The sequence below is a fragment of the Seinonella peptonophila genome (assembly GCF_900129355.1).
Classification (GTDB): Bacteria; Bacillota; Bacilli; order Thermoactinomycetales; family Thermoactinomycetaceae; genus Seinonella; species Seinonella peptonophila.
Genome location: NZ_FQVL01000017.1, coordinates 28,515 through 53,283 on the forward strand (window position 1 = coordinate 28,515; position 24,769 = coordinate 53,283).

Sequence of the window (24,769 nt, forward strand, 5' to 3'; positions counted from 1 at the left end):
ATTGTTAATATAATGGCAAACTCTTCCCTATTTTATGGGGTTTATGAAGATTCCCTTGTTCCATTATCTAGCCTCGAAAGAGATGAATTTACGAGAGGTGGAGATGGTTGATCTTGAGGATGAGGTGAAGGTGTTTTTTGCGTATTTGTCTTCTGTTCTCCATTTCTTCTTCTTCTCCCTCTACTTCTGGAGCCTCTTTTATTCGTATTCTCTTCTTTAGCATGGTGAATTGGCAAAGGATTCGTCTTTTCTTGAGTTTTTATACTCTTTTTTGCATACTCCACTCCATCAAAAATTGTTTGTAATTCATTATTAGATAAATCAGCGATCGAAAAAGAAAATCCAAGTCCTATATATGCTGTACGCTGAAGGAGTTCAATTAAGTGATAGTGTGTATAGTTAGTATTGTCTTTAGAGGGAGTATGATTACTTGATATAAAATTATATCCCAATATAAAATGATTCATTACATTCAGTTGGTCCCTTTTCGCGTGTTCTTTTTCTTGGTAAGTATGAAAGGTTCTGGTAAAAGCTTCAAAGACAGATTTGGGTATATCTGGATAATCTCGGTGTTTATTAGGCTGTTTTATTATGATATGAAGCTGTTTGGTTGCAGTTGTTAGAAAGTCGGTAGAACATAGTTCAGGAGTACTAAAATATTGTCCTGCTTGCCAAATAATTTGTTCCAAGTTGTTTTTTGGTTTTTCTTTATCTCCAATTGCTCCCCGTAAAAATAGATCAAATAAATCGCTGCGTTCTGTTCTAATAATTTTTCTTAATAATGGAAGTAATTTTTCTGGAAACTTGTCTGGTCTTGCTATCCGAATATAATTGTGATATTCGTTACACTTTGCTGCAAATTCTCTACCTGCTTTGATGGAGATAGGAGCTTTGTCATCACTTTCATTTTTAGTGAAAATAAATGTGCCTTGATCTGTTATTCCAAGGTTTCCTAGATATTGTTTGGCGATTTCTTCTTTTGCTGCTCCATATGAAGAATAACCTATAAGAAATGCGGCAAAGTTATCTAGTTTTAATTCCTCTGGAAATGAAGTATGAAAACGATACCTAAATCCATGATGTTGACTTGCTATCAAATCAAAATCAACAGTCAAATTTTCTGATGAATCTTTTCCAGCAATTTGTTGTCCGAGGGCATATGCTTGTAGAAATAAAGTATCGTCTGCTTCTACAGCTTTTTGATGGACGATTGATTGATAGATTCCTGATTGATAAAAGCCTGTTGTAATCTTCTCTTTTTCAAAGATACCAAACCATGAATTATCCGCTGCTTCCCAAGTGGATGTTTCAATTGATTTACTTCTGATTTGGTCTGCAAATCCTTGTGACAAAGCCCACAAGAAGTAACTATTTTTTCGGTTTATTGCTTCTTCTAATATATCGCTAATTGTTCCTTGTTCTTTTTCCTGTTTAGCTAATTGATCGTTTTTTGTCATGTGGATAGGCAGCGAATATTGATTCTCTATCTCTAAAAATTTTTTTTGCGGATTGGGATAAAGTCTGTTTGCCAGAAGAAAACCTTTGGTAACAAAAGAAATTTTATCTAAAGAAGCAATTTCCTGAGTGAAATTAGCATGTGGATATCTTTTTCGAAAAAGAAAACCTGCAGCAAAGCTAAAGAACAAGGTAGGATCACCTTGGATTGGAATACGCACAGCTAATAAAGGTAAATCATATTTTTTACGTTCATCTTTAGATAGGGTGGGAAAATCGTGAATTGACAAGGAGTCTAATTGCTTATTTAACTGATCAAGATCATAAGAACCAGTAAGTAATTGCTTTCCAACATCATTAAGAAGTTGCTCAGCTTTATTTGTGTAATGTCCGTCTTCGTCCAATAAAATTTGGAGCAAATCACCGCGATTTTGTTCAATGATGGTTAATACAAATTCAGGTATTGTTGCAGCGACTCGTTGATCGCCTGTTTTATATAGGTCAAAATGGGTATGAGGAGTCTCTTTTGCCAATCGTTTTCCAGCTTGAAAGTATAGGGGTAACGCTGGTAATTTTAGTTCCTGTTTCCATGTCTCATACTGACTTAGTAACTTCATAAGGATTGGAAGATTGACTTCTCTTTTGTTTTGCACTCTTAGAAAAAAACCAATAAAGAAAGTTTTCCATTTCTCGACCGCAAATTCTTGATTAGAGAGATTTCCCAGTTTTTTTAAGATCAACTCCTCTTCAAATCTCTTATCAAAAATATATGGGATTTCTACTGGACTTTTTGGAGCATTTGTTTTATCAAATTCAGAAGAAGAGTGAGCATCACCAGTTACAAAATAACGTCCCCATTGATAAGCATGATCATATAGAAGAAAAGCTTGATGAAATTTTGTAGGTTGTTTTGATTGAGGGAAATGGGATAAATCCTTCCCGGCAATACCAGCAACGACACCATTTGCGATGGCATGTAGAGTAAAGATTACTTCTCGTTTATTTTCCCTGTTTAATACATCTTCTAAATATGAAGCAAAAGTCATATCCATATCTGATCGATTCAACCAACTATCTAAAGTAGAAAAATGTTCGTTCATCGATAGCTCTCCTTCTGCCGCATCATCTTTATATGCCTATTATATAAAATGAAATCGATAATTAAAAATTCTCTACAAAATATACGAGCATAATGTTTATTAAATATGATTGGGAGTAGCAATCTAGATAAAAGGAGATTTCGGAATTGAATATATATTAATATATATATGAAGAGTATTATAGTTTATAATTAGAATTGAACATAAAGGAGGGTCATATTTGAAAAGAATATTAATTGTACTTACATGTTTTGTTCTATTATTTTCCGTTTCTATTGTGAGCGCATCAGCTAAGGGCGATTCAAAAGCTAACACCATACTGAATTCTGGTCAAGTTCTAATTGACTGGAACCAAATTTCTACAGTTGATGGTATATCCCTTTCTACTAAAGCGATTTCTGCTGATACTAAGAAGAAAGTTATTGCGAGAATTATAGAACAAACAGATAGCAAACATGTAAAAATTCATGTATTTACAAAAAAGGATAAATATGATGGCTTTTTTAAGAAATTAACAAAAGGTGCTAATAAACTATCACTCCAAGCAAGTTATTGTACTACCGGATTCCCGGACTATAGATGCGGCTATTTTTGGGAGCATATTAACAGAAATGAAAACCAAGCAGGTAAAGTATTTTCTAACGCTTTAGACGAACCAGCTGCATACTATGTGGGTGATGAATATAATGATATATTTTCATCGGTAATGCCTGTTTGTAATCAGGCAACAGAATATACCACCGATATTAACTTTGGAGGATTATATGAATCATATTATATGCCTAAAAATATTGAATGTAATTCAGTCATCAGACCTTGGTATAACTTGAGTTCTGAGTTTAATGATAAAATATCTTCTGTAGGAACTTTCTATTATTAATAACAAGAAAGTAACCCATTCACTTAACGAGACTTACGGTGGAAGCTTTGCTGGAAGAAACTTTCCGCTTTTTCGTCGCTTCAGCCCATCATCTTGCGAATCTAACTGTACTACAGCAAGAAGATTTCCAAGGAGATCGTAGTAGATAATTATTGCTATACTTCAAAGATTAAAACCTATTTATAATAAAAAGAGGGGTAGGATCACAAATCTAACCCTTTTTTTATTTACAAGAAATAGCAAATAAGTGTTTTATCTCGATAGAAATGATAAACATCCGAAAGCCCACCGCCGTCCCTTGTGAGGACTTGGATGAGCTGACTCAACGTAATTAAGGTTCCTATAAGGAGGAGCTATTTTCATACATTTGGACCACACCCCATGTCCAGAATGTCTGTTTTCGCTTCTTGAGAATAGTCCTTTCCAAATACATCTTCATAAGTTTTTATGGTTCTATTGCTTTACCCAGATGTAAAATCGCCTACCACCATTTCTAAATATCTAGGGTGTACCTGTATTTTTGAAGGGGTATGGTGCAGTTTCTCACCATCACAGTCAATCAACAAGGATGGATTGGACTGAACTTCTAATTGGTTGCAATGAAAATAAGCCAAATCAGAACCAGTTGGCAGTTGATCCATTATTCTAGATTCTAATAATGACCAAAGTAAGTCAATGGATAAATCACGGATTATTAGTACATCTAGCAATCCATCTACCACACTACTTCGTGGAAAAAAAGTGGTCATCCCGCCTAGATAGGAGCCATTTCCAACTATCATCATCACTACTTCGTCTTGATAGTTAAAGGTATCTGTTTGGATCGATATTTCGAACCGTTGAGGGTCAGATATGGTTTGTAATGCACTCAAGTAGTAGGCAAGTCGCCCCCAGTCTTTTTTGAGTCCTTTATGAATCTGTTGTGATACTTGGGTAATACATCCAATTCCCCAAAAATTTAAAAAGTAGTTTCCATTATGAGAACCAATGTCAATATGTCTTGTACGTAAATCGAGAATTTGTTCCACTGCTAGTCGGTGGTCTTGAGATATCCCCAATGCACGGGTGAAATCGTTACAAGTTCCTCCTGGTAAAATGGCAAATAAAGGACGATTGGGTTGATGGGCTAGTGCATTCACACATTCATGTACAGTTCCATCTCCGCCGATGGCAATCAGTAAATCTACATCCGAAGCAATTTCATCAATGATTCTTTTCCCGTCTCCAGGTTTTTCTGTATAGTGTAGGGTTACATTGGTACTTATGTGTTGAAGCCGATTCACTATATAAGGTAGGTCTTCACGTAGTGATTGGTTTCCTGCATTAGAATTAATAATCAGTGCGATGGTATCCATATTTTACCCTTCCTATAATTAATCATTTCATAATTATATTGCATTGGGTAATGGGTTGAAAGCAGTAAATGGTGAAACAAATTCATGATGTCAGACTTGTTTTTACTCTTAGGATTTATCAGAAATGGACAACACGGAGATATAGGATGTACAGTACAAATTACCTAGTTTGAACGGATAAGAATACTGCATGGCAATATAGGTTGGTTAGAAGTGATAGAACAAGTTAGCAGAATATGAGCATACCAAAACTATCGTGGTAGTCAAAAACAATGGAGAATTCAGGGTTTTCTTAGAACGAATCCGGTTGATACAATAAAGTAATTATTAAATTCATTTGTATTTTTTATTTGGGTGTGGTTCCGCTCTCGTGAACTTCATCATGTAGAAAAAAGATAATTGATTAGCTGATCGTATTTGACAAATTAATAAAAGAAGGAGAGGAAGACTATGAATAAAAAATATCATATTATGTAATCATTTTTATTTTTAGTATACTAATCGGGATTTTTTTAATTAACTTATATGTTGGTGCAATCCATTTTTAAAGTTACCAACTATCACACTAATGAATGTTGTCAATATGCTGAATCCGAATAAAAATATAAGTTTTAGAGGTTTTGACCTTTCCAAATTATTTAGGGGTACCAGCATTTTAACAAAAGCGTACGTTAAGCAAAAAATGAGAGGAAAGCAGCCGATTTCTATCAATCTTTCTGAAAGAGTACTCCCACTTCAAGCAGCTTGTTAAGTGGGTGGTGAATTTCAGCTAGGCGATAGCCTAGAGGTATTTTGCGCTTGCTGGAGCAGTGAGATGAAAAGAATATATACCAGCAGACTCTCCATAAACCAAGATTATTGTGATGTGTGACCATATTTATTCTCCAAGGCTTTTTTTAGCGATTTTAGGTCTGTTTCAACCTTAGCTGCATCGCTTGCAAAATCTTCATCTTTTATACTGGGATGTTGAAACATCATGAATGATACCTCTGATCCCGATCCATTGGGGACAACACGAACGGCATTGTAATCCTCATGACCCTTTGCTTCAAAGGTTACATATTGATCCGCGACTCCAAATTCATTTTTGGGTGCAAAACTAACTTTCATGGGTCCTTCTGTCGTATCAACAATCCATTCATTATTTATTTTCCGAATGGGAGAGCGGGTAAAAGAGCCTCCCCATTCTGTGAATTTTTCTGGATCTAAAATAAATGCATATACTTGTTCAGGCGAACATTTGATTGAAATGTGAACGACTTTTACGTTATAGGTAGACATATTAGACCACTCCTACTTTATTTAATGTAGCTACTCAAACAGATAATTAAATTTCCAATAGAATTTTTGATAACGCTACCCATACAGCATCTAAATCTCACCACATCTTCAAGTGAATAATTCAATGATTTTTTCGTATCCTCTGTAAATCTACTAAATCTAATTCACTTACATTTTATTTCCTCTTCTTCACCTTGGTTTTAGTATGTCAGCATTAGCATATACTTCAGTCCAAGCAAGTTTGGGCCTTGTTGATGGATACCCAAATTGTTTGCGATACTTTTTTCTTTCTAAACTAAAATCGTGCCATCTTTTGATGTTTCCTTCATGATTAGCGTGATGAACGATGCAACGCAATGAATCTTCTACACAAGGATCCATCCAATAACCATACATCAATTCCAATCGATTAATTAAATCGGATCCGGATTCATTTTTTACTTCATCGAGCGAGTAATAGCCTAAATCGATCATCCATCCTGCTACCTTTGGACCAATTGATGAAACTGATTGAAATATTGCCAATGCCCGAATATATCTAGCGCGTTTAAAAGAACACTGCAAACAGTTAGAGAGTTCTTCAATAGTCCGGTCAGGAATCTCATTTAATTTGATCTTAAAGGACCTTAATCGCGATCTTTCTTCCTGCTCCAAAGGAAGTTTAGGAGAAGAAACCACAGTAATTTCACTCTCTTTCCATGAATTCTTTTATTATTGAGATGCGATCTAAACAAAATTTTCAACTATTGCACGCCGTGAAACAAAGAAGTACATAAAAGCGCTATACAAAATAATCTCAAGCATGAAAAGAGTCACATTCGTATACGCAAAAGATTGTTCCGTTAAAAAGAACGGATGAAATGGAAAGTTAAGAAAGGAGACATCCAACAATTTAGCTGCCACGGATGTACCTAATTCTTGTGCAATGAACAACCCTAAGTTAAACACACCCATTCCAATTCCAATCTGATTCTCATGGATCGTAGAAGACACACTTTCGGTTAATGATGTTTGAGAGAAAGCATTGCCTATATTCAAGATCATCAAGGCTATTGCTATCCACCATACCCATTGACCAATGCTCATCCAAATGAATAGGAAACCAACAACCCTAACGCCCAGCAATCGTAACATACCGCGTAATGATTGTGTTGTTTATAGCCGGGATAGCTGAAGCTCCTAATCCTTGAATAGCACGAAAAAGAATAATGGTTACGTAATGATCACGAAAAAAGAAACCAAGAACGGAACTAGAGACATAAACAATGATTCCAATCACCATAAGATGCTTTAGGCTAAACAAATCACTAAGTTTTCCAAACATAATGGATCCGATTCCGAAAAAAAGAATAAAAATTGTTGTGAACCAACTGACTTCTGAAGGTTGTAAAAGAAATTGCTTTGAAATACTTGGTGTTGCTATATTAAATACCATTTCATTCAGAACAGAGAAAAAGATGACATAAAGGATCCAAGGTACAATTCGTTTTATGTCATCTTGACTTGGAGGGGAAGTTGCTACAATTGACATAAGATACCTCCTTTGCATTGGATTTGTTAAAAACTATAACCTTTACTTCAAGATAAAAAATAGTAAAAAACGGACCTCATAAATCCGTTTTTACAACTGTTTGGGCAGCATCCCATAATAACGTTTAAAGTTTTTAATAAAATGTGATTGGTCATAGTAGCCGTATTTCAAGGCAATGTCCGTAAAGCTGCTACTAGTGCCGTTATAGAGTTCCTGTAGGATGAATTGAAACCTAATAATTCCTATCATTTCCTTTGGGCTTAACCCCAGTTCTTGATCAAAGATTCTCCTCATATGTCTTTTCGAAAAACTGAGCTTTTCCGCCAGATCCGATATTGAAATATTTCCCTTAAACGCGTATATATATTGCATACTTTCGAGCAACAAGGAATTGGCTGGAGTGTTGCTTAAAGCCAATAAATGAATTAGTTTTCGCTCCACAATTTCAATGATTTTTGAGACTACTTGAGTGGATAATATTTCTTCAACCATGAATAGCCCTTCCATTCCCCATATATCTTCCAGAAAAACATGTTGTCCGATAAATGAAGAGGCGGGAAATTTTAAAATAGAGTGTGCTGCCTCTGGATAGAAGCGGATGCCGAACAATGATTGGGATTTAGAAAGTCTCAAGACTTCAAATCGAGTCATCAATCCTTCGACAAAGGCAGCTTTCCAAGAAGAGGTGGACTGACGGTCAATGATTATATCTATGCAACCATCAGGGAGGATTCGATGTAACTGATTTTTATTTTCTGCATGAAAATCCATAGTCCAATAACAAACAACATGTGAGGCTAAGCTTTTGCACGAAACATATTCTTGGTAGCTGTAATCGGGGTTCTCTATCTGTTGCAATTTAGGTGGCTGTATAGGAAGATAATTGTTCATCATTAATCAAGATACCACCTTATCATTATTTGCTAGACATTCATTTGCTAAATGTTAGATGTCAATATTTCCTTATTTAAGTAGAAATTTACATATCGATCGATGGAAAGAGAGTTTGAACTCCTTTTTTGGGAACTTTCCGTTTCTAACAAGCAAGTATGTTGAGATCATTTGGTGCTTTCATATCCGCTAATCTACATTGTGGATAAGATTGTAAAATATATGGGTAATTGATGTCCGATAAGGTTTCAAATAAGTCGAGAATACCATGCCCGGTGAGGCGAATCAACACACAAGAGGTGGAATCATGCACTCATCTTTTCCAATTTCTTCCCAAGCTGAAGACTGGATTCAGCGATTCATTGATGATCTCTGAAAACGCGACAAATATTAGCTGCCAATTCTTTCTGTCCTAATAAAGCAAATTGTAAATTATCGAAACATGTATGTATTTATATCAGATACATATGAACCTTTTTATACTGAATCCATAATTTTGATAAAAAGGTTACTCAACACAGTTTACAGTCGTTTGTAACCACGGGAGATAATGCATGGACATATTAGATCATGATTATCAAGTGTTAGTAGATAGCGTATTATCCAGTGAGGACAATCCGACAGTACAAACAAAGGATGCTTGAACGCCCGAAAGCCCACCGCTGTCTCTTGTGAGGACTTGGGTGGGCTTTCGAGTTTGCCATGACGGAGACGGGTCTTCGTGTTAGCGAATCTTTTTGCTGCCCACCATGTAGGTGAGCGACGAGAAGATGATCGCGACGACGATGATCGAGGCGTAGAAGTCTTCTCTGTCGAGCATGAGTTGAGGGTCCGCGATGGAGAGGACACCGATGAGCGTTCCACCGAATCCTCCAGCGGCAACACAACCGATGAAGAGTGCGACTTCTCCCTTGAAGGAGAGTTCGGTGTCGTCACCCACGACCAGCTTGATCCAGAACAGCTTAATCCAAAGGAGGGTGCCTGTCCCGAATATGAGACCAAGACCCAAACCAGTGATCACGTTCACGTCGACTCCTGTTTCCCGTCTGAAAATGGTTCGGCTTGTAATCCGGTTCTCCAAGGTTTACTTGGATTTTATCTAGGTGGTTGTTGACTCCAGACTACTAGACAAAAGAAACGATGCTTAATGGTAGATAGCACATAATTTTGGATAAAAAAACTTTACTTCTTCTCCAGAATTGCAACCTCATAAACAATGAATGAATTAATAAATAGGCTTTTCAGCATCGCAATATTCAATAGGTAATCATTTATTTTAAGAATGATCAAGATCATGATCAACTTCCTCATGCAATTGGAGAGCGCTATACAGTAAATGGAGATGGTACTCAACTACAGGCGTAAAAAATTATTTCGAGCAATATGTTTTTTTCTATTGTTCATTAAATTTATACAATGTGCCAATCGCTCTATTCCTTGTTTAATTTTACTTTCATTTACTTGCGAAATGCTTAATCGAAGGAGATTTTCCTTTTTATATTCTGGTAAAAACATTCTAGAGGCTTCATCAACATATACATGCTGCTCGTTTAGCATATGAACGAGCTGTTTGGCTGTCATATTCTCAGGTAAATTGATGGATAGATAGAATCCCGAAGTCGGTTTAGAAAAATGAGTATTAGCCGGTAGCAATAGGTCACATGATTCTTGAAGGATTTGCATTTTAGTGCGATATACTTCTTTTATTTTTTTGAGATGGCTATTAAACATACCACTTTTAAAATAGATTTCTAGGGCACCTTGAGATAGTGCTGAACTATTAAAGTCCGAACTAAATTTATATCGTAAAAAATTATTCATCATGATGGAAGGAAGAACGACTGTAGCAATCCTTAATCCTGGTAGGAAAATTTTCGAGAAGCTTTTAATATAAATTATTCTCCCAGAAGGATCAAAAGAAAATAAAGGGTCTGATTTTGCATTTGGATCAAGGTCTCCTAAAAAATCATCTTCGACTATATATACATCGTATTTTTCAGCTAACTCAACGATTTTTTTCTTTTCATTATTTGTATAAGAATGTCCAAGTGGGTTGTGAAATCTTGGGATAATATAGAAAAATTTTATATCATTGTTTCGAAAAATGTATGCCAGACGATCAAGATCAATGCCTTCCATCGTTAACTCAATACCCAAAGTATTCATTTGTTGTAGATTGATGGACTCAAGGAATCCAAAATATGTGGGCTGCTCGATTAGAATATTGTTTTTTCCATTTGGAAATGGCATAGAAACTAATAAATGGAGGGCTTGTTGCGAGCCAGAAACAATGACTACTCTTTCAGGTTGAGTAAATACCTGTAGATTCTGCAAATATTTCGTTAGTTGTACTCGTAATGAGTACAGCCCTTGTTGATCAGAGTATGTAAAAAGCTCTTCTTTATATTGTTCAATTGCTTGATTGATACAATGTTGAAATTCAACATAAGGCATAACATTTTTATCTGGACCAGCAGACAAGAAATCAATCACGTCATTTTCATTCGTTGTGTTTTGTAATTCACTCACTACATAGTAGCCACTTTTAGGAACAGAATAAATGATATGCTCTTTTTCTAATTCTTCGTATGCTTTTATGACCGTATTTTTGCTACATGAAAAATGTTCAGATAGCTGACGAACAGAAGGGAGTTTACTTCCTGCAATAAGTGTTTTATTTGCTAGTCGATGCTTCATCTCTTCCATAATCTCAATATATTTGGCGCTCATCCATTTATCCTCCTTTATCTGTCATGGTACAGATAGTTGAAAGAATGGTTTGTTTTTTTATGTGTGCCTTTTATGATGTTAATTATAACGAAACTGTACTTTGATGGAAATGAAAAATGGTACAGATGTGATACCAATAAAAGATAGGGGTAGGATCAGGTGAAGAGGGAAATCAGAGAGAGATTTGGATTATTGTTGGGATTACTTGGTGTCATTTGTTTTAGTTTAACACTCCCGGCTACAAGTATTGCAGTAAAGTATTTTGGAACTACAGTTGTCGGTTTAGGAAGAACAGTTGTTGCTGCTATTTTAGTGGCAGTGGTATTGTTTGTTCGAAAAGAAGAGCTGCCTTCTCTCCGCCAATTCAAAAGTCTGATTCTTGTTGCGGTAGGTGCTGTTTTAGGATTTCCTCTTCTTACTTCGTGGGCAATGGAATCCTTGCCTGTTTCTCACGGTGCTGTGGAAGTAGCACTGTTACCATTATCAACAGCCGGATTTGCTATGATTAGAGCAAGGGAATTCCCTTCTCTCAAATTTTGGATTTCAAGTGTAATTGGTTCTTTGGCAGTTATTATTTATGCACTTCACCTTGGATTCGGTTCATTAAAATTTGCCGATTTTGCCTTACTGCTAGCAGTAATAATACTTGGACTTAGTTATGCAGAAGGCGGGAGACTATCGAAAGAAATAGGCAGCTGGCAAGTGATTGCCTGGGCTATTTTAATTGTTGCTCCGTTTTTTATTATTCCTGTTGGTCTAAATCTTACAAGTGAAATGCTCCATGCCCCCCTACAAGCTTGGGTTAGTTTTGTATATCTCGCAGTAGTTAGTCAATTTTTAGCATATGTTGCTTGGTATAGCGGAATGGCCATGGGGGGAATAGCAAGAGTGAGTCAGATTCAATATTTACAACCATTTTTAATGATTCTATTTGCAGCTGTATTTCTGGATGAATCCATTACAATATTCACGATTATAATAGCAGTGATTGTTGTCTTTTCTGTGATATCAGGCAAAAATGCTCCCATATCAAAAAAAGAATCTGTATCAGAAAAAAACTAATGCATATGAAATGATTGTGAAGAAATCTAACGACTGTTTGAATCTTATGCTTAGAGTACTTTCAGATCCAAATGAAGATGTTCCAATTGGGGAACTGATGAGGATTAAGTAATGTGGTATTAAGAACAGTAGGTGAAAGATAACGAAATCAAAGAGAGGATCTTGTTGAACTTGGAGAAATATGTGATATTTCCGATATTGGAAGTGGTTCTAGTATCTGACCTCGAATTTTAAAGAGCAGTGCCGGAAATTTATTCGATTTAATTGATTTGTTACCCGAGAAAAAAAGCCAGATGTTTCGGTATTTGTTAGTTCAATCCAAGGTCTAAAGAACATGGTCATGAAGTGAAATTAAATCTGAAATATATAATTCAATTGCCTCTATCACGTAAAATGAGGATGAATCATTTTTAGGAGGTAAAGGTGTGACAAATCTTTATATAGCTAGGCATGGGCAAACAGAGTGGAATATGAAAAAACAAATTCAAGGCTGGAAAGATTCCCAGTTAACATCTATGGGTGTTCAGCAAGCACAAGTGCTTGGAAAGCGAATGCATCATGTTCCGCTTCATGTTATTTATACAAGTTCAAGCGGGCGAGCATATCAGACCGCTACTCAATTGGTTGGAGAAAGACAGATCGAGATTATGAAAACAGATGCTTTACGAGAAATTAGTTTTGGGATGTGGGAGGGTAAAAAATGGTCTGAGATGGAAGCATTATATCCAAAAGAATTAGAAATCATGACTGATCATCCGGATCAATTTGAAGCAATAGTGACTCAAGGAGAGACTTTTTTTGAGGTACAAGAGCGAATTGCTTCTTTTGTTCATTCTACCCTAGAGAAACATAAAGGAGAAAATCTCCTTTTTGTTACCCACTCGATTACGATCAAGGTTTTGGTGAATTATTTTCGTGGCGGTGTTCTAAAGTATTTGTGGGAAGGTCCAGATAGTCATTGGGCAAGCCTATATCACTTGAGTTTTAAGGAAGATCAGGTGAAGATTTTGTTTGAAGATGAAGAAATCGGGACTTACCCTTATCATTTTGCAACATAAAAATGCGTGTAGATAATTTACTCGTATCTTCTTTTTGAAACAGTTTTTAACTATTGAGGGTTGAGAAATGTGATTTTTGCTTGTAGGGCAAAGTTTATAATAAAGCTCTCAAAGAGAGAGAAGGGATTTCACAGTTTACCGAACTAAAAAATAGAAAAGGTCGATGAAATTGAACTTTTACCACATCTGATCGATACGGAGTTCAAGGAAGAAATTCATGGCATTCTAAAAAATTATTTATGGTATATTCTATTCTATGACAAATATAATGAGTATGTTGACATCCGGAACAAAGGTGAATTTCTTTATGACCAATCCGGCGGACGAATTGGAATAGACAATGACGCGGGGCTAAAATGGGCACATGTATCCAGCTTAGAAGAGGGAATTGATCTCTATCTCAATAATCCTGAAGAATATGACAACCGAAAATAATTAGGCCTCCATCGCGGAGGCTTTTACTTTGGTTGAATATCAAACTTGATTTCTTGACTAGTTAGAAAGTTAGGTTTATAGATAAGTTCAAACGTTTTTACATTAGGTACATCAAAACGAAGCTTACCTGTTACTTTCTTGCCTTGATTAACTTCACCGCCGAATTGGCTTATATCCTGACCACTGAAATAGGGTTCTAATTTTCCACCAGATGTATCATAAAGATTAAAGTCTGTGTCAGATAGGAACCAGGATTGACTACCTTTATTCTGTCCTTCAACTTCAAGCACCAATACATTACCCTTTTTAGCTGGAACATACTGTTCGGCTTCTTGTATCTTTGCCGATTTGATGATAAGCATTGTATCTCCAATCTTTACAATGTCCCCAACTTTATAGATTTGTTTGGGCGCCTGTGGATTATCTTGGCTTTGTGTTGTGTTGTTAGTTGACCCTGTTTTTATCACAGGTTGGTCAGAGTCAGCAAACACAAACACGGCCACGAAAGCCAACATGATCAGCGCAATAATCCCACCACAGCCGAAAAGTCCGAGTTTTAAAAATCGATTCATACGAATATCTCCAAGAAACAGATACTCCATATCCATTGGGGAATCGGTATATTTTCCGGATTACTATGGGTGTTGTTATTTCTCGTTTGATGAGATATTGATCAAATTCATCCATAGGTCTTATGCCTCTTCGTGGTAGAAAACAGCGATGCTTCCGTCTTCAGATTGATCCACAATATAGCGACCTTCTAAGTTAGCTACTTGATGTAAGAAGTATTTTGAAAAATAGTACTCTGAAATAAAACTACATCCTCCTAATCTTTTTAATTACTACTTTACTATGAGGAATACTTGGCATGTTTACCATACTGAAACTTAAATCCTGATCAGGAACTTCGTATTCAATTCGATTGATTAGATAATCAAGACTCACTTTCATGACTTCCATAGTGATCCACTCCCCGGCACAGCGGTGTCCTAGAAAGTAATCGCCACCTCCCTGTGGAATAAAGCTGAAGGGACTCCTTTCCCATTTGTCAAACCGATCTGGATTGAACATATCGGGATTTTCCCATATTTTATGGTCGTGATTTGTGCCATAGAGATCAAGCAAAGTTAGTGTACCTTCTTTAAATTGATAGCCCTTCCATATGAAATCTTTCTTTACTATTGCTATGACAAACGGGAAAAATGGGTAAAAGCGACGAACTTCTTGTATAAACATCTGAACATATTTTTCATCGTAAGTTTCAAGTTTCTTTCTTACTTCTGGATAATGATGCAAGGCCACTGCGATGAAATTTATGAATATAGCGATTGCAACAATCGGTCTTAAGATATTGATCACTTCCACAGCAACTGTCTCAGTGTCTAAAAGATTTCCTTCCATATCACGATGCCAGGAAAAATGGTGTAATGCGGTATCTTCGGGAACATTCACATTCCCATTACGAACCTTATCAATGACTTCTCCAATCCACTTTTCTACCCGATTCCGTGCATTTCGCCCTAACCAATGAATGGGACCGACTGTAGCTGCCGACTCAAACATCGCTCCTAAATCTTTTGTTAACCTCCGAACTTCGTCTTCTTTTACAGGTACACCTGCCCACTGATAGGCTACCTTACACATCATTTCCTTTACTTCATCATAAAGAATCACTACATCCATCTGTTTCCATTTATCCACTGCTACTTCCCATTGTTTTTTTGTAATGTTGATTAACTTTTTCAGTCCTTCAGGCGACATGATCGACATAAACATTTCCTTACGATGTTTATGTGCTTGTCCATCTAAGGCCTGAATACCGTTTTTGCCAAACAAGGTTTGCACCACTCTATTTGGCGCTGCATCCTTCCTCTTGAATTTATCAGTGTCATAAAATAATTCCGCAGCTTCTTTTCCTCCTATGCAGATCGCTTTCTGCCCAAGCAAATGAGTTTCGAAAACATCAGAATTGAAACTCTTACGTCTGTTGAAAATATATAGATATCCTTCTCGCAAAAGGTTCAAAGTATGGTCTATTCCTTCTTCATGAGGCATTCGGTTGGTATTTGACATATGATCTATCCCCGTTTCATTAAATGGCTTCATATTTGTTAATTATTTCCTTTTGGCGAAGGGATATGCGCATCAGTAGATCAGTTTTAGACCGTGAATTAGAAATGGATTTTCCCCAAACAATGCAAAGAGCCTGATTTCCGAAAAATGGAATCAGGCTCTTGCGTTTTTTAATTCAACGAGTGATTAACTGATAAATTTGGAAAAAAGATGATCATAACGAATAAGGACTACTGCACGAATCTATGGAAAATGGAGAGATCGATGAAATCCATTCAAATAGAATACTTGCAACTTATCATCAGTATTTTTCGAAAAGAATCAAGCCAAGGAAAAATGGCTGATTACATCTGAATTAAGTCAGGTAGATCCTAATCCGCATGGTATAACCATCGCACATGAAGAACCTAGCTCAATCATCGCTTTGTCATCGATCTGATGTCAGATGAATTCTTTTTTGAAAGAAAGGTTCGAAAGAAGTAAGCCCCATGTCAAAGATACAGGGCTTATTTTTGTGTCGTTGAAAAAATAAAACACCCGATTACTATATTAGTCACAGTTTTTAAGTTCCATAATAGATGATCATGCTTAGATGAGTGGTTTTTTTACCTGTATTGTAATATGAATGAAGGTCATCTGCTTTGAATTTAATGCAATCCCCAGGTTTAACTTTGTAATGTTGATTATTTGTATCTATGGTTAATTCTCCTTCAAATACAATAATGAACTCTTCAGTTCCATCCTTATGTGCAGTCGATTCCAGTTTGCCTCCCGGATCGATCTCAACAGAATAAACTTCAAATCGTTTATCCTCGTCAAAAAGAAAATATGGATAAGCCCGATATTTTCCATTATCTTCATCAAGCATTTGAACATCAGCTTTCGAAATCACTGTAGTCTCTGGTTGTGGATAGTTGAGTAATGAAGTGAAAGAAACTTTGAGGCCATTCGCTATTTTCCATATTGTGGTGATAGTAGGGCTTGATTCACCTCTTTCGATTTGACCAATCATTGTTTTACTAACTCCAGATAATTCCGCTACCTTTTCTAAGCTCAGTTTTTTGCTTTTTCGTAAGGTTTTTAAGTTTTTAGCTACAATCAAATGTATCTCTTCCATAAATACTCTTCTCACTTTCGTTTACAATATAACGTACGAATTGTACAATAAAATGGTATAATGCTTTATATTGTCTTTTTTGCACACTATAACATCCAGAAAGAAGAGGAGCAACTCATGCCTAAATTGTCTTTTTTATTATTTATTTTTGTTTCTAGTTTCACTCCAGGACCCAATAACATCATGTCTATGATGTTAGCTAATCGCTATGGACTAAAAAGAACACTGCCATTTTGTTTTGGAGTAGGTACTGGTTTTTTTGTGGTCATGATCGGGTGTATTTACTTTAATCTAGTGCTACAATCATTTGTTCCTAAGATTGAATCATTTATGGTCATTGTGGGCTCTGCATATATGATTTATTTGGCTGTTAAAATTATCATTGGTAAAACAGATGATGACGAAAATAGCAACACCAAAAGAATCGGTTTTATCACAGGAACTCTCTTACAATTTATTAATCCAAAAGGTATTCTGTATGGAATAACTGTGATATCAACATTTATTATTCCTTATCATACATCAAAAATAAGTTTACTTTTGTTCTCGATATTTATTGCTTTTATTGGCTTTATAAGTACATTTTCATGGAGTTTATTTGGTTCGGTGTTTAATCGATTTTTATCACAATATCGCGTACAATTTAATATATTGATGGCTTTGTTACTGATATATTGTTCTGTTTCCATTATTTTCGAGCAAAGATGAACCCCAACAAAAAACGATTCTTAAAATCTACATGACGGAAGTCTTGAGGTTTTTGAGCCATTAGCGTCCATAATCCGTGTAGTTGTGCAATGGAAAATGTGTTTTTTGTTCCCCTCCAACAAGATATTGAAGATCAGGCCTAATTTTCCAAGGAGAACCATCGGAAAATCTTCGTTTTGTATATCGTTCGAATCTAACATAAACTATCTAATATCCATTTTTGTTAATTAGTTTTATTTCTTATTACAAGCCATTTCAAAAACTTTGAATGATTTTTGAAATGGCTAGCCACCTGCTAAACACAAGTAGTTGGCTTATTGGTATCTAAAATATTAAGAAGATTTGTTCGTACATATGAGCGAATTGAATCACCAATAAAGTAAAATACTTATAATAATAACAAATAAATGGACAAAGGATGAAAGGTTATGATTTATATTTATAACGATTATGGTGGAACACATACCACGTCGATGGCTGCTGCATATCATTTGAAAAAATTGCCTCAAGCCGAAAGAAAGTTAACTTCGGAAGAGATTTTAAATATTAAATATTTCAATCAACTCACGAAAAAGGATTTTGGAAAACTTATTTTTCATGGCAATGATGAAGATGGAAACCCAGTCTATACAATCGGACGGAAGAGAGAGAAGCTAGTTGTTCCGTCATTGAAAGAATTGACTTTACTATTACAAACTAAATTTCATTTTAATGAGAAAATCGTGTTCTCCAACACATCGCCTACTGTTCCAATGGTTATGTCATTGGGGGGATTTTTTTCAAGAGGATTGAAGATGGATTTTATCGGTGTGCCTTTATTAGTAAAAGGCGCAAAAAAGTGCTGTGATAATATTTATCGATTAGTTGAAAATACGAAGAGAGTGGGTAAAACTTCTTTCAATGAGAATGTAGTGATCTTAGATAATAAACAGTATAAGTAAAAAGAATGTCGATTCAGAGATAAATTCATCAACCTTGCTTATATGTTATGATATTTGCCAGCTTTAATTGGTTATCTAATATAAAAACATATTTGTACTCACGGAAACAATAGAAAACTTGACATAAACTAAAAACGTTGGTACATTTAATTTAGACATTTAGATTATTATCTAAATGTCTAAATCGATCTAAACAGAGGTGAACTTGTGAATGACGTTTTTAAAGCACTTGCTGATCCAACAAGACGTATGATTTTGGATTTACTTAAAGATAAAGATTTGTCTGCTGGTGACATCGCTAATCATTTTTCAATGACAAAGCCATCAATTAGTAATCATTTATCGATCTTGAAAAAAGCAGAACTTGTTCTAGCAGAAAAGCAAGGTCAATTTATTATCTACTCCCTAAACACGACATTGTTTCAAGATGTAATCAAGTGGATGCTTGAGTTGAGAGGAGAAACCTAATGAACAAATTCGTATTGAGAGGTTATAGTTGGGTAGCATTTATTTTCTGTATTATAACGATTGGTGTACATTTGTTCTTATATCCAAAGTTACCATCTATAGTGCCCTATCACTGGAATATACACGGGGAGGTAGACCGAACAGGTCCTAAATATTTGTTACTGATTTTTTCCTGTCTACCGATGATCATGTATGGATTCTTATTATTTTTTCCAAATTTTGATCGCAAAAAGAATGCCTATAACAAACATAAAAAAGCCTATTCTGTGTTTTTATTGGTCATCGTTCTTTTTCTATCTGTCATTTCAGTAGTAATCTTACTTATATCCCTTGGTTATTCGATAGATATCATCTCTGCTTTAGGAGCTATTTTGGGAATGACGTTACTCATTACTGGTAATTATATGCGGCAAATCAGACCCAACTCTATGTTCGGAATCCGGACACCTTGGTCTATTGCTTCAGAGAGAAATTGGCGATCTACACATCGGCTTGGCTCTGTTTTATTTGCACTGAGTGGTCTGTTGATGATCATAAGTGCCTTGATTCAAAGTACTTGGTTAATGATTTTAGGAACGACAATCTTAATTCTATCTTCAATTTTTTTGTTTATTTATTCTTATCTACTTTCCAAAAAGTGAATTAGAGTGGAGACGTTAACATGTTAAAAAAACAAGCAAATCGCCAAAAGAGGGCGATGATAGCGGCAGAAACGTTAGAGATTTTGATGAATGGATCATATAAAACCAATTCTGGGGACACGGTCACCATCTATCACGAACTTGCCAATTCCAAAAGAGAAAGTATTCTCTATAGGCCAAATAAAACTTCGCTTATCAACACTCAGTTACATGCTCAAAAGAAACTCAATCAACTGATTGAGATTACAGAGGAGACAACACTTGCAGCAGCTTACAGATTAGTTGTCAAAGAAGATATGACTAAAACCATTTGTCTAAACTTTGCATCTGCGAAAAATCCAGGTGGTGGATTTAAAGGTGGCAGTCAAGCGCAAGAAGAAAGTTTAGTTCGTGCATCAGGCTTATATGATTGTATCGCGCAAATGAGTGAAATGTATGATTATAATCGGAAACTTCGAACATGTTTATATTCTGACTACCGTATTTATTCTCCGCGTGTACCTGTTTTCCGCGATGATTTGGATCGTCTGCTTGATGAACCATATCAAGTTTCTTTTATTACAGCTCCTGCTGTTAATGCAGGTGTTGTCCGCAATCGTGAATCATACAATATCGATTTAATTCAAGGAACTATGGAGGAGCGAATAAGGAAGATTCTGGCAATCGCGATTGAAAGAGAATATAAAGCAATCATATTGGGTGCATTTGGATGTGGTGTATTTCGAAATCATCCAGAGGACGTAGCAGAGTATTTCAAAAAGGTACTTGTCGATGAAGGATATTACAAGTATTTTGATAAGATCGTTTTTGCTATTTATGACCGTTCTAAAAATAAGGGTCATTTGAACGCTTTTAAAAGGGTATTAGGTTGCGACTGAATTCAAAGACCTAATAAAACTGCCTTCATTTGTGGAAACTTTAGAAAATGGGCGAGGAGGGGTGGCGATGGATAAAAAAGTGCAAGTACAGAAATTTGATAAACAAGCAAAAAAATATGAAAAGATGCAGAAAAATGATCCAATAGCAAAGTTTCGTAAGAGAATTTTCCCAGAAGCAGAAGGAAGAGTATTGGAGGTTGCTATCGGAGCGGGTCTAAACCTTCCTTTTTATAAAAATGTAACCGAATTGGTCGGAATCGATTTCAGCCTGGAGATGTTACGAGTGGCCAAACAAGCGAGTTTACAATATTCCTTTCCAATCAAATTGAATCAAGCTGATGTGGAGACAGCCGAATTTGAAGCGAACAGTTTTGATACCATTGTCTCTTCACTTTCATTTTGTACATATGAAAACCCTATACATGTGATGAATCAATTTTCAAAATGGTGCAAACCAAATGGAAAAATATTAATGCTAGAACATGGGAAAAGTACAAATCGTATGTTGAGCATCTTACAGAAAGCGATTGATCCTTTGGCCTTCAAAATGATTGGTTGCCATCAGGATCGGGAGATTTTACACTATGTAAATTCTTCAAATCTAGAAGTGTTGAATGTTAACAGGTCTATAGCTGGGCTACTGTATTTCATCTGGGCACGTCCAATAGGACAATGACGAGACTTGAACAAACTATTTCAAAAGAAATTGAACGGAAATGTTTTTGTTACAGAAATCTGCCATCTTTCATCCCACGGTTTGAATCGTGGGATGAAAGATGGCGTTGCTCGGTAATCCCTTTCAAGGGATTGCTAAGAGCAACCATTTCTGTATAATCGAACACATGAGCGGTGCTCATCCTGCTTGTAGCAGGCTTTGTTCCTGTGTACGTTATGGTATGAGGTTCAAGCGCCGAACCCCTCTCTTCCGCTTGGTAAAACCATAAGAGTGAGTGATGGAACCGAAACTAGCGTACTGGTAACAGGTACGCCGCCCATGTAGATACATGCAACAGAAGTTGTAGAACTGCATGGGATGGGCTGATGGGACAGCCCCTAGCTTGGGAGTTGCACGAAGCAGAAATGAATGGAGTGCGCAAACTACCCAAGAATCCCACGCTTTTAAGCGTGTGGAGTCTCAATTCGCCGCTTGAATTAGTAAATCCAGAATACACAAGCCAAACTTGCAAGTGTGGTCATCAAGCGAAAGCAAATCGAAACGACCTCAAGTTTCGACGTAAAGAGTGTGGGCATATCTGTCATGCTGATCTCAACGGAGCCATTCATGTAGCGAAAGCAATTTCGGATTTAGCAGCCTAGCGTACTGGTAACAGGTATACCACCCATGTGGATACATTTCTAACCGCATGGGATGGGGTGATGAAACGCCCCCTGAACTTGAGCATTGTCCAAAACGGAAACGGATTGCGGACGTTAACGACTCAAGAATCCCACGCTTTCAAGTGCGTGGCGTGTGAAGTGTCAATTAATAAACAGTGCCCTAAATCCAATGTTTTTTTCGAATAATACAGTAGATATATTATCATTTTCTTAGTCAGGAGGTTAAGTTTTCAATGAAAATAAATTTAACCTATTTCCTTGAAAAAAGAATTTCTATTATGGAACATAAGGAACATCTAGATGACCATGAAAAAGCACTTTTAAACAATCTAAAAGAAGCACTAGATGTTATTTTGAATGAATCGGATTTAGATAAGCTGGTTAAACTAACGCAGCAGTTGGAAGACATTAAATTTATAAGAAACTTTAGAATGGTATAAGTGAAATTCAAGACTTATATTGCTATGAAAAAAAATCAGATATTTTATGAGATAGACAAGCCTAATTAGGGCTGTTGAAAAAAGGTTTCGGGATCTGTACTTGAAACCTTTTTTATTTCTAGAGAAGGAATAATCCGAATCACATGATAATAAAACCACTTATCCCAATGATTTTCTAACTTCAGTGGTATGTTTTTTTATGTTGGACATAATCCAAGAAAAAGCGGATCATGTGAAATTGGAAGGAGAAATGGTAGGGATTTATGAGCGATTTTCAATCGAGTATTCTATTTTGTAGAAGTGAGACATACAAACTTAGAAAAAAGCAAGCATCCATCTTTCAAGGACGGAGCTTGCTTTTGTATTATTTCCATGGAAACTGATCTAGTCTCTGGAAATAACGATTTTTGCGACTCCCATCTTTCATACTCTCTTCATATAATTCTAATATAATTGAACCGTTTACTCGCATTTTTTTCTTTGGTATTTTGATGGTTTGTTGGAAGGTTCCCCATTTGGGTGCACCGTTCGAAGCTGTTCCATATCCTTTCTTCAAGATATTGTGACCATCACTTACTTCATAGTGATACGTAGCTTCCCAAACCCTCGCTTCCCCTTTTACATGATAGATATATTGTGTAGAACCTGTAACATAACGAAATGCTTGGTTCTGATATTTCTTGTTGTCGATTGTTTTAAGTGGGATTGTGAGTTTATGGATCTCTGATCCATTGGCTTGGCTTTCTTCAAATAATTCAAGGGTGAGCTCTTTGCCTTTTACCTTACTTTTTGTCAGAGTGAGGTCCAAAGAGAACTTTCCCCATTGCGGTGCTCCCTTACTGGCAGTTTTAAATCCTTGTGCGACTATTTTTTTCCCAGCTTTTACTCGATAATGTAGAGTTGCTTCCCAAACTTTCGCCTCTCCTTTGATTTGAAATTGGATTTTTGGATCGTCAACCTTTACTTGACGAAAAGCAGGATTGGCTTTTTGATATGGGTTAGCAAAGGCTGGTGATGTACTAAAAAGTAGCATAAGCAACAGGAAAACAAGCGAAAATTTTTTCATATTTCTCCTCCAACAAAATGTATTTCATAACTATCATAAATGAAAATAGAGGCATTTTTCTATCAAATTAGGAAAATAAATTCACATTCAACAAAAAAGGGTGCAACTATTAAATCTATTAAAGAGCCTGTTACATAATTACTCGCTAAACGCAAAGGGTTAGCGGTTCCAAGGTGCTTTTCGAGTGTAAATATCCATTCTCTTATTCATTAATCGATCCAGTAAATAAACCAATACCACCCACATCACATGTCGGTAGTAGCGTAAATCCCTTGGAGTCGAGGTTGTTCCAAGTCATACAACATCTTGAGAGTCGAGAAAAAACTATCGATTCGTGAGCATTTTGGGAGTAACTTTTTACCTAAGCCACGATTCACAAATCGCCAATTTTGCTTTCGATGAGCGGATCGATAGAGTTCAGGAGATGAGGATCGACTAAAGAAAAAAGTTGGGATAGAGGATGGTTTCTCGATGAAAGTCGTACTACACTCATGATGATTCCCCCTTTGTGGACGATGGTTAAGTGAGAGCTTTCATCTAACCACATCTTGGCGGGTTTTTCTATTCCTTAATTTCGATTAATGCAACAAGCTCCCTATATTTTGAAGGGGTTACTTTCCATCACAAGCAGCAATCGAATCTATTATATTAGCGCGAGGAGTGAACCTTGTGGTTGCCACGCTTTTCATTTTTGCCTATTTAGTGGAAATAATAATTATTTACATAATGACGGAATTTCTATCAGTCTTTCTGAAAGAGTACTCCCACTTCAAGCAGCTTGCTAAGTGGGTGGTGAATTTCAGCTAGGCGATAGCCTAGAGGTATTTGTTTACATAATATTTCCATCTTTCTATTTTTATATGATATAATCAGTCTCAATTGATTGAAAGGCTGTTATACATATGAAATGAGATAGTAACAATCATTCAGTGTTCCGCTTGCGTTACCATTTAGTTTTGGTTATCAAATATCGTCGAAAAGTAATCAATCATAAGGTATCTGAAAAAGCAAAACAAATGTTTATCGACATTGGAAGTAAGTATCATATAACATTGCTAGAGTGGAACCACGATCAAGACCATGTTCACGTGTTGTTTAAAGCACATCCTAAAACTGAACTTTCAAAATTTATCAATGCTTACAAAAGTGCCAGTTCTCGCATCATCAAAAAAGAATTTCCTCATATCAAAAAGCAACTGTGGAAGGAGTACTTCTGGTCTAGAAGTTTTTGTCTTCTAACTACAGGCGGTGCCCCAATTGACGTAATAAGCAAGTATATTGAAAATCAAGGAAAGTGAGGTGAAAAGAAATGCACAAAGCA

General features: G+C 36.1%; 23 protein-coding genes and 2 pseudogenes. 12 read left to right on the forward strand and 13 right to left on the reverse strand.

All coding sequences use genetic code 11. From position 1 onward, the window contains the following. Positions 1-41: 41 nt before the first annotated feature. Positions 42-2,555: a hypothetical protein gene (locus BUB71_RS17140; RefSeq protein ID WP_073157872.1), complete on the reverse strand. Its 2,514-nt coding sequence runs from the start codon at positions 2,553-2,555 to the stop codon at positions 42-44. A 220-nt stretch (positions 2,556-2,775) separates the two neighbouring features. On the opposite strand from BUB71_RS17140, the gene BUB71_RS17145 reads away from it, so the two are divergent. Beyond that, positions 2,776-3,435 carry a hypothetical protein gene (locus BUB71_RS17145; RefSeq protein WP_073157875.1) on the forward strand — a complete coding sequence of 220 codons (660 nt, stop codon included), beginning with the start codon at positions 2,776-2,778 and terminating at the stop codon, positions 3,433-3,435. A 461-nt stretch (positions 3,436-3,896) separates the two neighbouring features. Here BUB71_RS17145 and BUB71_RS17150 read toward each other — a convergent pair whose 3' ends face one another. The 8 genes from BUB71_RS17150 to BUB71_RS17185 form a co-directional block, all read right to left on the reverse strand. Then, positions 3,897-4,790: a diacylglycerol/lipid kinase family protein gene (locus tag BUB71_RS17150; protein WP_073157878.1), complete on the reverse strand. Its 894-nt coding sequence runs from the start codon at positions 4,788-4,790 to the stop codon at positions 3,897-3,899. 855 nt (positions 4,791-5,645) lie between these two features. After that, on the reverse strand, positions 5,646-6,071 hold the full coding sequence (locus BUB71_RS17155; protein WP_073157882.1) for an SRPBCC family protein: 426 nt from the start codon (positions 6,069-6,071) through the stop codon (positions 5,646-5,648). A gap of 189 nt (positions 6,072-6,260) precedes the next feature. Next, positions 6,261-6,596: a helix-hairpin-helix domain-containing protein gene (locus BUB71_RS17160; RefSeq protein WP_340148311.1), complete on the reverse strand. Its 336-nt coding sequence runs from the start codon at positions 6,594-6,596 to the stop codon at positions 6,261-6,263. 201 nt (positions 6,597-6,797) lie between these two features. Continuing rightward, a complete protein-coding gene (locus BUB71_RS17165) occupies positions 6,798-7,118 on the reverse strand; it encodes a hypothetical protein (protein WP_073157889.1) in 321 nt (106 codons plus the stop codon). A gap of 64 nt (positions 7,119-7,182) precedes the next feature. Continuing rightward, complete coding sequence (locus tag BUB71_RS17170) at positions 7,183-7,602, reverse strand: MFS transporter (protein ID WP_073157892.1); 420 nt, start codon at positions 7,600-7,602, stop codon at positions 7,183-7,185. Between the two features lie 90 nt (positions 7,603-7,692). Further along, the gene (locus BUB71_RS17175) at positions 7,693-8,496 is read right to left on the reverse strand and encodes a helix-turn-helix transcriptional regulator (RefSeq protein ID WP_073157895.1); all 804 of its coding nucleotides are present in this window, start codon (positions 8,494-8,496) and stop codon (positions 7,693-7,695) included. A gap of 721 nt (positions 8,497-9,217) precedes the next feature. Next, entirely contained in the window at positions 9,218-9,514 is a 297-nt protein-coding gene (locus tag BUB71_RS19270; protein ID WP_139279174.1) for a hypothetical protein, read from the reverse strand. 332 nt (positions 9,515-9,846) lie between these two features. Next, positions 9,847-11,223: an aminotransferase-like domain-containing protein gene (locus tag BUB71_RS17185; protein ID WP_073157901.1), complete on the reverse strand. Its 1,377-nt coding sequence runs from the start codon at positions 11,221-11,223 to the stop codon at positions 9,847-9,849. 159 nt (positions 11,224-11,382) lie between these two features. Here BUB71_RS17185 and BUB71_RS17190 point away from each other — a divergent pair, with 159 nt between their 5' ends. Together BUB71_RS17190 and BUB71_RS17195 are read left to right on the forward strand one after the other, a co-directional pair. Further along, positions 11,383-12,285 carry a DMT family transporter gene (locus BUB71_RS17190; RefSeq protein WP_073157905.1) on the forward strand — a complete coding sequence of 301 codons (903 nt, stop codon included), beginning with the start codon at positions 11,383-11,385 and terminating at the stop codon, positions 12,283-12,285. Between the two features lie 425 nt (positions 12,286-12,710). After that, positions 12,711-13,343 (forward strand): histidine phosphatase family protein, encoded by a 633-nt coding sequence (locus tag BUB71_RS17195; protein WP_073157910.1) that lies wholly within the window; start codon positions 12,711-12,713, stop codon positions 13,341-13,343. Between the two features lie 458 nt (positions 13,344-13,801). Here BUB71_RS17195 and BUB71_RS17200 read toward each other — a convergent pair whose 3' ends face one another. The 3 genes from BUB71_RS17200 to BUB71_RS17210 form a co-directional block, all read right to left on the reverse strand. Then, the gene (locus BUB71_RS17200; RefSeq protein ID WP_073157913.1) at positions 13,802-14,350 is read right to left on the reverse strand and encodes a DUF4352 domain-containing protein; all 549 of its coding nucleotides are present in this window, start codon (positions 14,348-14,350) and stop codon (positions 13,802-13,804) included. A 244-nt stretch (positions 14,351-14,594) separates the two neighbouring features. Further along, complete coding sequence (locus BUB71_RS17205) at positions 14,595-15,851, reverse strand: CYP152 family fatty-acid peroxygenase CypC (protein ID WP_073157956.1); 1,257 nt, start codon at positions 15,849-15,851, stop codon at positions 14,595-14,597. 562 nt (positions 15,852-16,413) lie between these two features. Next, a complete protein-coding gene (locus tag BUB71_RS17210; RefSeq protein WP_073157917.1) occupies positions 16,414-16,968 on the reverse strand; it encodes a helix-turn-helix domain-containing protein in 555 nt (184 codons plus the stop codon). 117 nt (positions 16,969-17,085) lie between these two features. On the opposite strand from BUB71_RS17210, the gene BUB71_RS17215 reads away from it, so the two are divergent. From BUB71_RS17215 to BUB71_RS17250, 8 genes and pseudogenes are all read left to right on the forward strand, one after another. Continuing rightward, positions 17,086-17,676: a LysE family transporter gene (locus BUB71_RS17215; RefSeq protein ID WP_073157921.1), complete on the forward strand. Its 591-nt coding sequence runs from the start codon at positions 17,086-17,088 to the stop codon at positions 17,674-17,676. A 428-nt stretch (positions 17,677-18,104) separates the two neighbouring features. Further along, positions 18,105-18,617: a DUF3189 family protein gene (locus tag BUB71_RS17220; protein WP_073157924.1), complete on the forward strand. Its 513-nt coding sequence runs from the start codon at positions 18,105-18,107 to the stop codon at positions 18,615-18,617. Positions 18,618-18,824: 207 nt separating this feature from the next. Next, complete coding sequence (locus tag BUB71_RS17225) at positions 18,825-19,085, forward strand: autorepressor SdpR family transcription factor (RefSeq protein WP_073157928.1); 261 nt, start codon at positions 18,825-18,827, stop codon at positions 19,083-19,085. Then, positions 19,085-19,726, forward strand: coding sequence for an SdpI family protein (locus BUB71_RS17230; RefSeq protein ID WP_073157931.1), 642 nt, complete (start codon positions 19,085-19,087; stop codon positions 19,724-19,726). Before BUB71_RS17225 ends, BUB71_RS17230 begins: the two co-directional genes overlap by 1 nt. Positions 19,727-19,746: 20 nt before the next feature. Continuing rightward, entirely contained in the window at positions 19,747-20,604 is an 858-nt protein-coding gene (locus BUB71_RS17235) for a TIGR02452 family protein (RefSeq protein WP_073157934.1), read from the forward strand. A gap of 67 nt (positions 20,605-20,671) precedes the next feature. Then, the gene (locus tag BUB71_RS17240) at positions 20,672-21,280 is read left to right on the forward strand and encodes a class I SAM-dependent methyltransferase (RefSeq protein ID WP_073157937.1); all 609 of its coding nucleotides are present in this window, start codon (positions 20,672-20,674) and stop codon (positions 21,278-21,280) included. A 392-nt stretch (positions 21,281-21,672) separates the two neighbouring features. Further along, a pseudogene (locus BUB71_RS20100) lies at positions 21,673-21,921 on the forward strand (zinc ribbon domain-containing protein); the annotation flags it as partial. Between the two features lie 254 nt (positions 21,922-22,175). Beyond that, positions 22,176-22,382 (forward strand): hypothetical protein, encoded by a 207-nt coding sequence (locus BUB71_RS17250; protein WP_073157940.1) that lies wholly within the window; start codon positions 22,176-22,178, stop codon positions 22,380-22,382. A gap of 364 nt (positions 22,383-22,746) precedes the next feature. Here the strand turns inward: BUB71_RS17250 and BUB71_RS17255 are convergent, their stop codons facing one another. Then, positions 22,747-23,448, reverse strand: coding sequence for a Gmad2 immunoglobulin-like domain-containing protein (locus tag BUB71_RS17255; RefSeq protein WP_073157943.1), 702 nt, complete (start codon positions 23,446-23,448; stop codon positions 22,747-22,749). A gap of 911 nt (positions 23,449-24,359) precedes the next feature. Here BUB71_RS17255 and tnpA point away from each other — a divergent pair. Further along, positions 24,360-24,746 (forward strand): annotated as a pseudogene (gene tnpA, locus BUB71_RS17260) (IS200/IS605 family transposase); the annotation flags it as partial. Positions 24,747-24,769 lie beyond the last annotated feature (23 nt).

Coding starts and splice junctions, on each gene's coding strand:
- BUB71_RS17140 (WP_073157872.1), bottom strand. CDS start 2,555: ATGAACGAACATTTTTCTACTTTAGATAGTTGGTTGAATCGATCAGAT.
- BUB71_RS17150 (WP_073157878.1), bottom strand. CDS start 4,790: ATGGATACCATCGCACTGATTATTAATTCTAATGCAGGAAACCAATCA.
- BUB71_RS17155 (WP_073157882.1), bottom strand. CDS start 6,071: ATGTCTACCTATAACGTAAAAGTCGTTCACATTTCAATCAAATGTTCG.
- BUB71_RS17170 (WP_073157892.1), bottom strand. CDS start 7,602: ATGTCAATTGTAGCAACTTCCCCTCCAAGTCAAGATGACATAAAACGA.
- BUB71_RS17175 (WP_073157895.1), bottom strand. CDS start 8,496: ATGATGAACAATTATCTTCCTATACAGCCACCTAAATTGCAACAGATA.
- BUB71_RS17185 (WP_073157901.1), bottom strand. CDS start 11,223: ATGAGCGCCAAATATATTGAGATTATGGAAGAGATGAAGCATCGACTA.
- BUB71_RS17200 (WP_073157913.1), bottom strand. CDS start 14,350: ATGAATCGATTTTTAAAACTCGGACTTTTCGGCTGTGGTGGGATTATT.
- BUB71_RS17205 (WP_073157956.1), bottom strand. CDS start 15,851: ATGTCAAATACCAACCGAATGCCTCATGAAGAAGGAATAGACCATACT.
- BUB71_RS17210 (WP_073157917.1), bottom strand. CDS start 16,968: ATGGAAGAGATACATTTGATTGTAGCTAAAAACTTAAAAACCTTACGA.
- BUB71_RS17215 (WP_073157921.1), top strand. CDS start 17,086: ATGCCTAAATTGTCTTTTTTATTATTTATTTTTGTTTCTAGTTTCACT.
- BUB71_RS17220 (WP_073157924.1), top strand. CDS start 18,105: ATGATTTATATTTATAACGATTATGGTGGAACACATACCACGTCGATG.
- BUB71_RS17230 (WP_073157931.1), top strand. CDS start 19,085: ATGAACAAATTCGTATTGAGAGGTTATAGTTGGGTAGCATTTATTTTC.
- BUB71_RS17235 (WP_073157934.1), top strand. CDS start 19,747: ATGTTAAAAAAACAAGCAAATCGCCAAAAGAGGGCGATGATAGCGGCA.
- BUB71_RS17240 (WP_073157937.1), top strand. CDS start 20,672: ATGGATAAAAAAGTGCAAGTACAGAAATTTGATAAACAAGCAAAAAAA.
- BUB71_RS17250 (WP_073157940.1), top strand. CDS start 22,176: ATGAAAATAAATTTAACCTATTTCCTTGAAAAAAGAATTTCTATTATG.
- BUB71_RS17255 (WP_073157943.1), bottom strand. CDS start 23,448: ATGAAAAAATTTTCGCTTGTTTTCCTGTTGCTTATGCTACTTTTTAGT.